15 protein-coding genes are annotated in these 12,386 nt (G+C 39.0%); 12 read left to right on the top strand and 3 right to left on the bottom strand.

The features are described 5' to 3' along the window. Positions 1-696, top strand: coding sequence for a helix-turn-helix transcriptional regulator (locus tag ACXAG7_RS07330; RefSeq protein ID WP_476666470.1), 696 nt, complete (start codon positions 1-3; stop codon positions 694-696). Between the two features lie 60 nt (positions 697-756). After that, positions 757-1,215: a GyrI-like domain-containing protein gene (locus ACXAG7_RS07325; protein ID WP_408043256.1), complete on the top strand. Its 459-nt coding sequence runs from the start codon at positions 757-759 to the stop codon at positions 1,213-1,215. 67 nt (positions 1,216-1,282) lie between these two features. Here the strand turns inward: ACXAG7_RS07325 and ACXAG7_RS07320 are convergent, their stop codons facing one another. From ACXAG7_RS07320 to ACXAG7_RS07310, 3 genes are read right to left on the bottom strand one after another with little or no spacing between them, the layout of a single operon-like run. After that, positions 1,283-1,669 (bottom strand): DoxX family protein, encoded by a 387-nt coding sequence (locus tag ACXAG7_RS07320; RefSeq protein ID WP_408043257.1) that lies wholly within the window; start codon positions 1,667-1,669, stop codon positions 1,283-1,285. 42 nt (positions 1,670-1,711) lie between these two features. Beyond that, positions 1,712-2,626 carry a bifunctional metallophosphatase/5'-nucleotidase gene (locus ACXAG7_RS07315; RefSeq protein ID WP_476666469.1) on the bottom strand — a complete coding sequence of 305 codons (915 nt, stop codon included), beginning with the start codon at positions 2,624-2,626 and terminating at the stop codon, positions 1,712-1,714. 4 nt (positions 2,627-2,630) lie between these two features. Beyond that, positions 2,631-3,383, bottom strand: coding sequence for a 5'-nucleotidase C-terminal domain-containing protein (locus ACXAG7_RS07310; RefSeq protein WP_408043259.1), 753 nt, complete (start codon positions 3,381-3,383; stop codon positions 2,631-2,633). A 52-nt stretch (positions 3,384-3,435) separates the two neighbouring features. On the opposite strand from ACXAG7_RS07310, the gene ACXAG7_RS07305 reads away from it, so the two are divergent. The 10 genes from ACXAG7_RS07305 (at position 3,436) to ACXAG7_RS07260 (ending at position 12,386) form a co-directional block, all read left to right on the top strand. Then, on the top strand, positions 3,436-3,951 hold the full coding sequence (locus tag ACXAG7_RS07305) for a DUF6913 domain-containing protein (protein ID WP_408043260.1): 516 nt from the start codon (positions 3,436-3,438) through the stop codon (positions 3,949-3,951). Continuing rightward, positions 3,951-4,826 carry a 4-hydroxy-tetrahydrodipicolinate synthase gene (gene dapA, locus ACXAG7_RS07300; protein ID WP_408043261.1) on the top strand — a complete coding sequence of 292 codons (876 nt, stop codon included), beginning with the start codon at positions 3,951-3,953 and terminating at the stop codon, positions 4,824-4,826. The genes ACXAG7_RS07305 and dapA overlap by 1 nt, the downstream gene beginning before the upstream one ends. Positions 4,827-5,017: 191 nt before the next feature. Beyond that, positions 5,018-5,530 (top strand): ferritin, encoded by a 513-nt coding sequence (locus ACXAG7_RS07295; protein ID WP_408043262.1) that lies wholly within the window; start codon positions 5,018-5,020, stop codon positions 5,528-5,530. A 121-nt stretch (positions 5,531-5,651) separates the two neighbouring features. After that, positions 5,652-6,473, top strand: coding sequence for an outer membrane protein assembly factor BamD (locus ACXAG7_RS07290; RefSeq protein ID WP_408043263.1), 822 nt, complete (start codon positions 5,652-5,654; stop codon positions 6,471-6,473). A gap of 3 nt (positions 6,474-6,476) precedes the next feature. Beyond that, positions 6,477-6,797 carry a DNA-directed RNA polymerase subunit omega gene (locus tag ACXAG7_RS07285; RefSeq protein ID WP_408043264.1) on the top strand — a complete coding sequence of 107 codons (321 nt, stop codon included), beginning with the start codon at positions 6,477-6,479 and terminating at the stop codon, positions 6,795-6,797. Positions 6,798-6,800: 3 nt separating this feature from the next. After that, the gene (gene coaBC / locus ACXAG7_RS07280; RefSeq protein WP_476666468.1) at positions 6,801-8,012 is read left to right on the top strand and encodes a bifunctional phosphopantothenoylcysteine decarboxylase/phosphopantothenate--cysteine ligase CoaBC; all 1,212 of its coding nucleotides are present in this window, start codon (positions 6,801-6,803) and stop codon (positions 8,010-8,012) included. Further along, complete coding sequence (porD, locus tag ACXAG7_RS07275; RefSeq protein WP_476666467.1) at positions 8,005-8,895, top strand: type IX secretion system protein PorD; 891 nt, start codon at positions 8,005-8,007, stop codon at positions 8,893-8,895. Before coaBC ends, porD begins: the two co-directional genes overlap by 8 nt. Before the next feature lie 71 nt (positions 8,896-8,966). Further along, positions 8,967-10,622, top strand: a complete 1,656-nt coding sequence (gene recN / locus ACXAG7_RS07270; RefSeq protein WP_408043267.1) for a DNA repair protein RecN — start codon at positions 8,967-8,969, stop codon at positions 10,620-10,622. Positions 10,623-10,708: 86 nt separating this feature from the next. Then, a complete protein-coding gene (locus tag ACXAG7_RS07265; protein WP_408043268.1) occupies positions 10,709-11,521 on the top strand; it encodes an enoyl-ACP reductase FabI in 813 nt (270 codons plus the stop codon). Between the two features lie 73 nt (positions 11,522-11,594). Continuing rightward, a complete protein-coding gene (locus ACXAG7_RS07260) occupies positions 11,595-12,386 on the top strand; it encodes a DUF3050 domain-containing protein (protein WP_408043269.1) in 792 nt (263 codons plus the stop codon).

Genomic DNA, 12,386 nt, shown 5'->3' with positions numbered 1-12,386 from the left:
ATGGAAAAGAAACGTCTGACGCGACTGACAGAAATTCATTTATTACTTCAAAGCAAATCCATGGTGAACGCCAGTGAACTGGCAGGGAAGTTTGGGGTGAGTGTTCGCACAATATACCGCGATATTCGCGCGCTTGAGGAGGCAGGAGTACCGATAATTACTGAAGAGGGTAAAGGTTATTCTTTGATGCCAGGCTATAACTTACCACCCGTAATGTTCGACGAGGCGGAAGCCAATGCTTTGATAACTGCGGGGCAAATACTAGCGCAATATCAAGAGGCTTCCTTGGTAGCGAATTACGAAAAAGCACTACAGAAAATAAAGGCTGTGCTAAAGTACAGTCAGAAGGGGAAAGCAGACCTCTTAGAACAGCGATTACAATTCAGACCAGCACTTGCAACGAAGAGTACCAGTGCTGTTTTGATACAACTACAAACGGCCATTACTAATTTTAAACTGGTTCACCTGCGCTATACGTCACTACAAAATGAAACTACAGAACGCTTGATCGAGCCTTTTGCCTTGTACAGTACGTTCGAAAATTGGGTGCTTATTGCTCACTGTCGCCTTCGCGGGGCGTTTAGAGCCTTTCGACTCGATAAAATAGATGAATTGGAGCTGTTAGAAACAGCTTTTGAACCTCATAACATGACCTTGGAACAATACATTGCGGAATGCAAAAGCAAATATTCTTAGACCTCTGACATAGGGCTGTCATCGGCCGGGTGTATTTTTGAAAAACTAAAAAGATACATCATGAAAACGATCAGTAAAGAACACAAAACGCGAATTATTGGAATAAAGGTAAGAACGAGTAATGCGGACAATCGTGCGTTAATCGATATTACAGCGCTTTGGGAACGATTTGTAAAGGAAGCAATAGCCGAAAAAATTCAGGAAAAACGCGATGATAAAGTGTATTGTGTATACACTAATTACGAGAGTGATTTTACAGGTGACTACGATACGGTTTTAGGTTGCGAAGTACCGGAAGAAACACCTGTTCCTGAAGGGATGGTTAGTTGTGTTATTGAGACGGGTGAATACGCTTTGTATTCCATTCAGGGGCCCTTAAATAATACGGCAGTAATTGAACAATGGCAAGCAATTTGGGCTGCCGACTATCCGCGTAAATACACCACAGATTTCGAATGTTACGCCGCTGATGTAACGGTGGCGAACCGCCAAGTCGTAGCGATTGGTATTGCGGTTTAAAAAATTACCCCACTGCATAGTGTAGGCTAGTGCAGTGGGGTAAAATAATAAATCAAACAATGTATTTTTAGCTTAAATTAAGCAGGGGAATGTCTTTTTTGTTGAGGTATAATAAGGCAGTAGCTGAAATCAGTGTGGTGACAGCTAAGGCAAACAACAAACCTCCGTCATTGTTGTGTTCAATACCGAGAACGGTAAGGTGTCCCATGATAGCTCCGCCCATTAAACCAATGGTTAAAAACGAACCAAGCCATGTTTTGTTTGGGATGAACAATAGTATTGCGGCAATCAGTTCTAATACGCCCGTTCCTATTCGCATCAAAGCTTCTTGATCACCGGCGAGTTTCGTAAATAAATCGATACTTTCTTGGGCGCCCGAAAATTTGAAAAATAGGGTTTGCAACATGATAATTGCAGCGATGAATTTCAAGAGTAATGGTATATATCTCTTCATTTGGGTTGGGTTTATTAGCTTAGACGCAATAAAAATCCAACCTTACACTATAATACTTCTTCCTTTGCTCGATTTTTCATTCCATTCGTCAAAATAGAAATCTACGCGCCCTAAATTCACTCCGTAGGCTCCCACTTGATTAACTAGCATGTTTTGGTCATCAGCATTTCGTACGACCGTAGGTTTGGGCAAAAAGGTGTGTGTATGCCCCCCGATAATGAGGTCGATGTTTTTTGATTGTTTAGCTAAGTTTAAATCGCAAATGGCTTCTGGATTTCTCTTGTAATAATACCCTAAATGTGACAGGCAAATAACGAGATCACAACGCTCTTCTTCTTTGAGTATTCTCGACATGTCATTGGCGATTTCATAAGGAGGGAGGTAGGTTGTTTCTTTGTACATTTTTTTGTCAACCAGACCGTCGAGTTCTATTCCTAAACCAAAAACTCCGATTTTAATACCGTCTTTAACAAATACCTTATAGGGTTTCACTAAGGTGTCAAGTACTGTGTTCTTAAAATCGTAGTTGGCAACCAAAAAATCAAACTTAGCGTGAGGTAATTGCTTGTGAAGTCCAGTGATTGAATTGTCAAAGTCGTGATTTCCTAGAGTTGCAGCATCGTATTTGAGCATGCTCATTAATTTGAATTCGAGTTCACCGCCGAAATAGTTAAAGTAGGGAGTTCCTTGAAAAATATCTCCGGCATCTAATAGTAAGGTGTGCGGATTTTCTTTGCGTACGGCCTCAACTAAAGCAGCTCTTCTGGAAACACCTCCTTTATTAGCATAGCGATAATGGCTCGCCTCAAAAGGTTCTATATGACTGTGTGTATCGTTGGTATGTAAAATCGTAATGCGCTTTTGAGCCTTACTGTTAAACGACTGAAGTGTGAGTCCTCCAACTGCTGTGAGGGCAGAAGCGGCAACGGATTGTTTAATGAATTTTCTTCTGTTCATAGGATTAGTTTTTTACAACCACACGCTGATCGAGTTGTGGGGTTAATGTTGTTACACTTTTGAAATACTTGATAATAGCATCGCGTACCTTGTAGTCGAGTAGGGTGAGCTGTACAGGATTTTTAAAGAAATCCATACGGTCACCACCGCCCTGCAAATAGTCAGAAGTCAGTACAGTATAGGTTTTATTTGGGTCAAATGGTTTTCCTTGAATGTGAAGTGTGTATGCGCTCCCCTGGAGTTCTAGCTGAATGTTTTTTGATAGCGGATGTGCTTTAGCTCCTGCAATGAAATAGCTGACGAGTTCTTCTATTTTTTTACCGGATAATTCGGCAACTACTAAAGAGTTTTCGAAGGGCATTAATTCGAAGGCATGACGATTGGTTATGTTCCCTTCCGGCAAACCAGCGCGAATTCCTCCGTAATTAAACATGGCAAAATCAATGTTTTTCCCCGTCTTCTCTCTAAAAATTGGATTGGCAATATCGTAGCACATATCGGCCATTAAATTTCCTAAGGAGCTCTGTAGTTCTCCATCGGTTCTAACCAGTTTTTTACTCGAGGTAGTAAGTACTTTATTAATTTCGCTTAAGAGCTTTTTTTTGTAGGGGGCAATGGTACTATCGATGGCGGGTGTTGTAGTTATGCTGCTGTCAATAGTAGTTGTTTTGGCGGTTATTTTGTTGTTTTTAAAGGTCTTGCTGTTGCAAGAAGCCAATAAAAAGAACAAGGATAGCCCCGTTGCGATTTTTTTCATTTATAGATAACTTTTTAAGTATTTTTGTTTGGTAAAGATACTAACTTAAGAAATGATTTTAAACTCCTTAAAAGAACGTTCGATAGAAAAAAAATACCGCGAGTTGCTAGTAAATAAAGTGTCTGCTAACTCGTTGACTACAAAGATTAAAAAGGTAGCAGTGGTGTTGGATAACGAGTCGTTAGTCAATGTGATTACGGCGAACCTCACTAATAAGTTTCCGTTTAAAGCGAGCGATATTCGGTTTTTAGTTTATCGAAAATTCGAAAAAGGTCAAGAAGCATCGGAGCTGTTTTTTACAGAGAATGAAATGGGCTATAAAGCGAGTTTGAAATCAGACAATTTGCTAAACTTCGTTAAAAATGACTATGATTTACTTATAAATTATACAAAGAGCTTCAATTTATATACGAATGTAATAACTTTGCAGTCGAATGCACGTTTTAAGGCGGGATTTGCGGAGGTGGAAGATCAACTTTTTGATTTGATCGTGACTGATACTACTTTTAACGAGGCCGTCTTAAATCAGGAACTAAAGAAATATTTAACGATTTTAAATAAAATATAATGCAAAAGTTTGTGGGTATGGGAGTTGCTTTGGTAACGCCTTTTACAGAAGATTTACAGGTAGATTATGCCGCGTTGAGAAAGTTGGTGAGTTACAATATTGACAACGGTACGGATTACCTTGTGATTAACGGGACAACAGCGGAGAGTGCTACGATCACTGCGGAAGAAAAAGAACAGATCATTGCTGTTATTGCCGAAGAAAACAACGGACGATTGCCGTTGGTTTTAGGAGTAGGTGGAAATAATACTCAGCAAGTAGTTGCAGAATTAAAGCGATTAGATTTGTCTGCCATTGATGGAATTTTATCCGTTGCTCCTTATTACAGCAAGCCTACACAAGAAGGTTTTTACCAACATTTTAAAGCAGTGTCGGAAGCGAGTCCAAAGCCGGTGATCGTATATAATGTACCTGGAAGAACTGCTAAAAATATGGAGCCACAAACGACCTTGCGTTTAGCTGCGGATTTCGATAATATCGTAGGAGTGAAAGAGGCTGGAAATAACCAGCAACAATATTACGCATTGCTCAAAGATGCACCTGAAGATTTCTTGATTATTTCTGGAGATGATGATTTGGCATTAGGAGCGGTGCTCGGCGGGGGAGCAGGAGTGATTTCTGTGATCGGACAAGGTTTTCCTAAAGAGTTCTCAACGATGATTCGTTTAGGACGTGAGGGGAAAAATAAAGAAGCATTTGAATTGCATTACCGTTTGATGGATATCGTAAGCATGATTTTTGAAGAAAACAATCCTGCCGGTATTAAGTCGGTACTGAAGCATTTGGATATCACTACTGACAAAGTGCGTTTGCCATTGGTACCCGCTACTGAAGAATTACAAGCGAGAATAGGTGCTTTTGTAAAAGCATTTTAAGAAACGAGCAGATCGATATTTTTAAACGAGCCAAGAGTTGCAATAGTAAGCAAGTCTTGGCTCGTTAGCTGTAAAAAAAAAACAGCGCATATACTTTTTACGAAGGCGAAAAAAGGCGGTTTTCACGTGGGCGATAGCTTTATGAATTCCACTTTTTTTAGCATCTTTGTATTAGAAATTAAAAATCAACTATGTTATCAAAAAAAATAGAAGAAGCGTTAAATAACCAAATCAAGATAGAAGCAGAGTCGTCACAGGTGTATTTATCTATGGCCTGCTGGGCAGAAACTCAAGGATTTGAAGGAGTAGCACAATTTATGTACGCTCATTCTGATGAGGAACGCATGCACATGTTAAAATTGGTGAAGTTCGTGAATGAACGCGGAGGACATGCAAAGGTATCGGCGTTGGCAGAGCCACCTCTTGAATTTGGATCTTTTAAAGAAATGTTTGAGACGCTTTTTAATCACGAAGTAATGGTGTCAAAATCGATTAACGATTTGGTACATATTACCTTAGAAGAACGCGACTACGCAACACATAACTTCTTACAGTGGTACGTGTCTGAACAAATTGAAGAAGAAGCCTTGGCGCGAAATATTCTCGATAAAATCAACTTGATTGGAGACGATAAAGGAGGATTGTACTTATTTGACAATGACGTAAAACAATTAGTAGGACCCGATGCTGGTGCCGAAGTTTAAGATTAACAAAGATTTAGGAGTTTGTTGGATTTTTTGTAACACTATTTTAGGTTTCTTGCACTTCGAAACTAGTTAGAAAAAATAGTTTTAATAATCCATAATTAATCATTAATTTTGCCAGATGCAAAAAAGTAAAAATTTAGCCCTCATTGTAGTAGTTTTTGTCTTATTAACCTCATGTGGTCAATATCAAAAAGTATTAAACAAAGGAACTGTAGAAGAGCAGTACAAAATGGCCGTCAAAATGTACGAGGCTCAAAAGTACGCAAAAGCACTTCGTTTATTTGAGAAAATAACACCTTCATATCGTGGAAAGCCACAAATGGAACGTATACAATACATGGTGTCACAATCAAATTTTAATGAGAAAAACTACAGTTTAGCTGGGTATTATTTTAATCGTTTTGCTCGAAATTACCCTAAGAGTTCAAAAGTAGAAGAGGCTTCTTTTATGTCGGCATTGAGTTATTACAAAGCCGCTCCTGTTTTTAGTTTGGACCCTACGGATACGAACAAAGCTTTGGAGTCTTTTCAGCGCTTTATCGATACCTATCCAAAGTCAGAACGTTTAGACGAAGCGAACAAGTACTATGGTGAACTCCGTTATAAGTTGGAGAAAAAGGCCTTTGAAATAGGAAAGACCTATTACCGTACAGCAGATTATGACGCTCGTAATTACACTGCTGCCATTGTAGCTTTTGACAATTTATTGTCAGATTACTTGGGGACTAGTTTTAAAGAAGAGGCATTGTACTACCGCTTAAAGGCAGCTCATGATTTCGCAATGAAGAGTACACAACGTAGAAAAGTTGAGCGAATTGAGAACGCCATAAAAGCGTATGATAAATTAAAAAGAAGTTTTCCGGAATCAAAGTTTGACAAGGAAATTGAAGCAATGCACACAGCATTAGTAAACGAAAAGAAGAATTTAGTAAAAAGTTAATAAATGGATTATAAAGAAACGAAAGCACCTGTAAGTACTATTACTTATGATAAAGAAGCTATCGAGGCTCCAACAGATAACATCTATGAGGCCATCTCAATTATCGCGAAAAGAGCTACTCAAATTAACTCTGATTTAAAGAAGGAATTGGTTGATAAATTAGATGAGTTCGCTACTTACAACGATAGTTTAGAAGAAGTTTTTGAAAATAAAGAGCAAATAGAAGTTTCTAAATTCTATGAGCGCTTACCTAAGCCACATGCTATAGCAGTGGATGAGTGGTTAAGTGAAAAAGTATACTACAGAACTCCAGACGCGGAATAATCTATGTCTGTATTTCACGGTAAAAAAGTCTTAATAGGCGTTACCGCAGGAATTGCCGCTTACAAAACGGCAAATCTGGTACGTTTATTTATAAAATCAGGCGCAGAAGTTCAAGTTATTATGACTCCTGCGTCTAAAGATTTTGTAACACCTCTTACATTATCTACCTTGTCTAAAAATCCTGTTCATTCTACATTCTACGATCAGGAAGATGAAAACGAACTCTGGAACAATCATGTGGAACTGGGATTGTGGGCCGATTTTATGCTCATCGCTCCAGCAACTGCCAATACCTTGTCAAAGATGACTAATGGGGCCTGTGATAATTTATTACTAGCAACCTATTTGTCGGCAAAATGCCCTGTGTATTTCGCACCAGCCATGGATTTAGATATGTACAAACACCCATCGACATTGGATAGTTTGAACAAACTTCAAGAATTCGGAAATATCATGATACCAGCGACGTCAGGTGAACTGGCTAGCGGATTGGTAGGACAAGGACGCATGGCCGAACCTGAAGATATCTTGAGTTTTATTGAAAAGGATATCTACGATAAACTACCCTTGAGATCTAAACGAATTTTGATAACAGCGGGTCCGACCTATGAAGCCATAGATCCGGTTCGATTTATTGGAAATCACTCGTCAGGAAAAATGGGCTTCGAGCTGGCGCATACCGCTGCTACTTTAGGAGCAAAAGTATTTTTGGTAGCAGGACCCTCTGCTCAGAAAGTGCAACACAGTGCTATTGAGCGTATTGATGTACGCTCGGCCGAAGAGATGTATCAGGCTTGTCATGAGTATTACGCTTCTGTAGATGTCGCTATTTTATCGGCAGCAGTGGCTGATTACCGACCAAAAAATGTTGCTGATCAGAAAATAAAAAAGAAGGATGTTTCGTTAACTATTGAGTTAGAGCCTACAAAAGATATTTTGAAGTCGCTCGGAGAAGCAAAAGAACATCAGTTATTAGTAGGGTTTGCACTGGAAACCAATAATGAAATTGCCAATGCTGAGGCCAAGATCCGAAAGAAGAATTTAGACCTGATTGTGTTAAATTCATTACGAGATAAAGGCGCTGGCTTTGCCACAGATACAAATAAAATTACTATTATTGATGCTGATTTTGAACAGACTAGCTTCGAGTTGAAATCAAAAAGAGAAGTCTCTGTGGATATTGTTAATGAAATAATTCAAAAATTAGATGCGTAAAATAGTACTTATTGCCTTTGTTTTTCTTGGAATGCTAACGGTGAAAGCTCAAGAGCTGAATGCCTTGGTAACCATTAATTCGGATAAAATTCAGAGTTCGAACAAGCAAGTTTATCAAACGTTACAAACCGCTTTGACTGAGTTTATCAATCAAAAGCAATGGACCAATAAGACCTATAAAGTTCAGGAACGAATTAATTGTGCTTATACGATTATCATCAATGAACAAAACGGAAATAACTTTTCTGCGAGCTTGCAAATTCAGGCAACACGCCCGGTGTACAACTCGTCTTATGCAACTCCTTTGTTGAACATCAACGATACGAATTTCAATTTTAAATACAACGAATTCGATCCGCTCCTGTACAATCCAACGACCTACGATTCAAATTTGGTTTCGGTAATTGCGTTTTACACCTATGTAATTCTTGGGGTAGATGCAGATACCTTTGCTGCCAAAGGAGGTCAAAAGTATTTAAAGCAAGCGGAGAATGCGATGCTGCAGGCACAGAGTAACGGTGAGAGTGGATGGCAAAATCAGATAGGAAAACAAAATCGTTACGCATTAATCGATAGTTTACTCTCTGAGAAATTCGCGGCCTTACGCGCAATATATTACGAATACCACCGCAATGGGTTTGATACTTTCGCAGAGGATAAGGACCGAGCAAAACAGGTGATTGAAACAGCGGTGTTACAACTGGAGCAATTGCATAATATTACCATCGGAAATTACATGATTCGCATCTTTTTAGATGCAAAGTCAGATGAAATTGTCAGTGTGTTTTCGGATGGACGACCTTCTTCTAATCAGCAAAAGCTGCGTACCATGCTCGATAAAATCGCACCTACTTACGAGGATAAGTGGAAAAAGATAAAGTAAAATTTCGCTGAAAATTACTGCTTAAGTTTCGCCTAAAAATTCTTACTTTTATAGCTTTGAAAGTTTAGGATTTGCTGACACATTTAACCATACAAAATTACGCACTCATCAATCAATTATCGATTGATTTTACCCAGGGATTATCAATTATCACTGGTGAAACGGGTGCAGGAAAATCGATCTTATTAGGAGCTTTGGGCTTGGTAATGGGAAAGAGAGCAGACTTATCGTCGTTAAAATACGATGATAAAAAGTGTATTATTGAAGCCCAGTTTAATCTGGCCAATTACCAATTGGAAGAGCTTTTTGACGATTTGGATATGGACTACGAAGAAGAGACCATTATTCGACGCGAAATTTTACCTTCGGGGAAATCGCGTGCTTTTGTCAATGATACGCCTGTAAATTTATCTGCGCTCAATGAATTGTCTGGACAGCTGGTCGATATTCATTCGCAGCACCAAACGTTATCTTTATCAGATACGGACTTTCAATTTTCAATTTTGGATGCCCTTGCCAAGAATCAGGTAAAACTGGCTTCGTACCGCAGAGGTTTGTCAAAGTACCAAAAAGTAGAACGCGAGTTGCGTTTAAAGCAATTGGAAGCAAGTCAGTCAAAAGAGCAATACGAATACAATTTACACCTGTACAAAGAACTGGAAGAGGCGGAACTCCGTGCCGGTGAGCAAGAAGAATTGGAGCAAAAACTCGAAAAGCTCAACAATATTGAAGAGATTAAATTACAGTTGTCAGAGAGCTATCAGTTGGCAGCTAGTGAGGAGATTGGTATCCAAAATCAATTGCATAGCTTAGAGTCTAAACTGCAACGAATTAGTGGTTTTGCTGCGAGCTATGAAGAACTTGCCAATCGCGTGGCGAGCGTAAAAATTGAATTGGATGATGTGGTGAGCGAATTAGAACAGGCAAATGAAGATGTCGAGTACAATCCTTCGGAATTAGAGCAACTTAATGATCGACTGCAGTTGATGTATAATTTACAGAAGAAGCACCAAGTGGCCACTGTTGAAGAGCTGCTTGTGATTTTCGATCAATTGGCGGTAAAGGTTGCACAGGTAGAAGGAGCAGATGAAGCCTTAGCCGGCTTGTTAGCTGAGCAGGCAAAAATTGCTGAAAAACTCGATGACGTTGCGGGTCGAATCACAGAAGCCCGTACTAAAGTGATCCCTAAATTGATAAAAGAACTCAAAAAACTACTAAATTCGCTTGGAATGCCCAATGCTAATTTTCAAATTGAATTGGCACCGAGTACTTCGTATTTGGCCAATGGTAAGGACCAATTGAGTTTCCTATTTGCCGCGAATAAGGGAGGTAGTTTCGGAGAGTTGAAAAAAGTGGCATCCGGAGGTGAATTGTCTAGGATCATGCTTTCAATAAAGAATATACTATCTAAAAACATCAAATTACCGACCATTATTTTCGATGAGATTGATACCGGAGTTTCTGGAGAAGTATCGAATAAGATTGCGGCGATTATGGATGATATGGCGAAACACATGCAGGTAATTACGATTACACACTTACCTCAAATAGCGGCTAAAGGACAGCAGCATTACAAGGTGTATAAGGGTGATGTAGATGGCGTAACGACTTCCAACTTGAAACAGTTGAATACCGAAGAGCGCATTGCGGAAATCGCAGAAATGCTCAGTGGAAAAGACTATTCAGAAAGTGCGTTGACCCACGCAAAGGAGTTATTAGAATTGTAATTTCTCCAAGATTTAAAGAGGTAGTAAATGGGTTTAAGTACTATATTTGCTGCTACAAATAACTAAATGGACAAAATAATTTAACTATGTATAATTTATTAAAAGGTAAAAAAGGAATTATTTTTGGAGCGTTGAACGAGCACTCTATCGCTTGGAAAGTTGCAGAAAGAGCTCATGAAGAGGGAGCTGAGTTTGTATTGACGAACGCACCAATCGCTATGAGAATGGGAGAGTTAAATGCACTCGCTGAAAAGACAGGTTCTCAAGTGATTCCTGCTGATGCTACTTCGGTAGAAGACTTAACAAATTTAATAGAGCAATCTATGGAGATTTTGGGTGGTAAAATTGATTTTGTTTTACACTCTATTGGAATGTCAGTTAATGTTCGTAAAGGACGTCACTATACAGATTCTAAGTACGATTTCACCATGAAAGGATTTGATGTTTCAGCATTGTCTTTCCATAAGTTGATGAATGTATTGTACAACAAACAAGCCATGAATGAGTGGGGTAGTATTGTTGCCTTAACGTATATGGCAGCACAGCGCGTATTCCCAGACTACAATGATATGGCAGATAACAAAGCTTATTTAGAGTCTATTGCTAGAAGTTTTGGATATTTCTTCGGACGTGATCACAAGGTACGTGTTAATACGATTTCTCAGTCGCCAACTCCAACTACTGCTGGAAGTGGTGTAAAAGGATTTGACGGATTTATCAACTACGCCGAAAAAATGTCTCCTTTAGGAAATGCAACAGCATTAGAGTGTGCGGACTACACGATTTCACTATTCTCTGATTTGACCAAGAAAGTAACCTTACAGAATTTATTCCATGACGGAGGTTTCTCGAATGTCGGAGTAAGTGATGCTGTGATGACTGAATTTACAGAAGAATAAGGACAAAATAAAACACATAAAAAGATGAAATGCAGGTCGTTAGATTTGCATTTTTTATTGTAACTTTATGAACATGGATCGAATTATAGTAATAGAAAAAGAGCTTAACCCTCTTAGAAAAAGATTAAGAGAGCACGAGTTGTATTCCTCATTAAACGATATCAATGATGTTCGTTTTTTTATGGAAGAGCATGTTTATGCAGTTTGGGACTTTATGTCTTTATTAAAGGCATTGCAACAGCGGTTAACCTGTATTCAAACACCTTGGGTACCGGTAGTAAACCCTAAAACGGCGCGATTTATTAATGAAATTGTCCTTGAGGAGGAAAGCGATATCAACGAGCTTGGTGAACCGAGGAGTCATTTTGAAATGTATATCGATGCCATGAAAGAAACGAAGGCTGATTTGACTAAAATTTCCGCGTTTATTTCCGAAGTAATTGACGGAAAAGACATCAAAGAAATTTTAGAGAACAGTGGCTTGTCAGAGGAAACAAAGGCTTTTGTCGACTTTACCTTCGAAGTAATCCGCACGAATGAACCGCATATCATTGCGGCTAGCTTTACCTTTGGTAGAGAAGATGTGATTCCTGATATGTTTTTGGAAATTGTAAAGCGTACAGAAGAGGAAGAACGCGTTGATTACGGGAAGTTAAAGTACTATCTGAACCGCCATATTGAATTGGATGGTGATGAACACGGACCATTGGCCTTACAAATGATCGCGGAACTCTGTGGTAACGATGATCAGAAATGGCAAGATGTGTTGTACTACGCGAAAGCAGCTTTAGAAAAGAGAATCGAATTGTGGAGTGGAATTCACAAAAAAATCGAATCGAATAAGCAAAAAGCTGTAGCTTATTAA

This window comes from Tenacibaculum sp. AWR4_210, from assembly GCF_056160945.1.
This window is presented reverse-complemented; position numbering and strand designations above follow the sequence as displayed.

Excerpts from the sequence above, each read along its gene's own strand:
- ACXAG7_RS07330 (WP_476666470.1), top strand. The coding sequence starts at position 1 with ATGGAAAAGAAACGTCTGACGCGACTGACAGAAATTCATTTATTACTT.
- ACXAG7_RS07260 (WP_408043269.1), top strand. The coding sequence starts at position 11,595 with ATGGATCGAATTATAGTAATAGAAAAAGAGCTTAACCCTCTTAGAAAA.
- coaBC (WP_476666468.1), top strand. The coding sequence starts at position 6,801 with ATGTCTGTATTTCACGGTAAAAAAGTCTTAATAGGCGTTACCGCAGGA.
- ACXAG7_RS07295 (WP_408043262.1), top strand. The coding sequence starts at position 5,018 with ATGTTATCAAAAAAAATAGAAGAAGCGTTAAATAACCAAATCAAGATA.
- porD (WP_476666467.1), top strand. The coding sequence starts at position 8,005 with ATGCGTAAAATAGTACTTATTGCCTTTGTTTTTCTTGGAATGCTAACG.
- ACXAG7_RS07265 (WP_408043268.1), top strand. The coding sequence starts at position 10,709 with ATGTATAATTTATTAAAAGGTAAAAAAGGAATTATTTTTGGAGCGTTG.
- ACXAG7_RS07315 (WP_476666469.1), bottom strand. The coding sequence starts at position 2,626 with ATGAACAGAAGAAAATTCATTAAACAATCCGTTGCCGCTTCTGCCCTC.
- ACXAG7_RS07325 (WP_408043256.1), top strand. The coding sequence starts at position 757 with ATGAAAACGATCAGTAAAGAACACAAAACGCGAATTATTGGAATAAAG.
- ACXAG7_RS07320 (WP_408043257.1), bottom strand. The coding sequence starts at position 1,669 with ATGAAGAGATATATACCATTACTCTTGAAATTCATCGCTGCAATTATC.
- ACXAG7_RS07305 (WP_408043260.1), top strand. The coding sequence starts at position 3,436 with ATGATTTTAAACTCCTTAAAAGAACGTTCGATAGAAAAAAAATACCGC.
- ACXAG7_RS07285 (WP_408043264.1), top strand. The coding sequence starts at position 6,477 with ATGGATTATAAAGAAACGAAAGCACCTGTAAGTACTATTACTTATGAT.
- dapA (WP_408043261.1), top strand. The coding sequence starts at position 3,951 with ATGCAAAAGTTTGTGGGTATGGGAGTTGCTTTGGTAACGCCTTTTACA.
- ACXAG7_RS07290 (WP_408043263.1), top strand. The coding sequence starts at position 5,652 with ATGCAAAAAAGTAAAAATTTAGCCCTCATTGTAGTAGTTTTTGTCTTA.
- ACXAG7_RS07310 (WP_408043259.1), bottom strand. The coding sequence starts at position 3,383 with ATGAAAAAAATCGCAACGGGGCTATCCTTGTTCTTTTTATTGGCTTCT.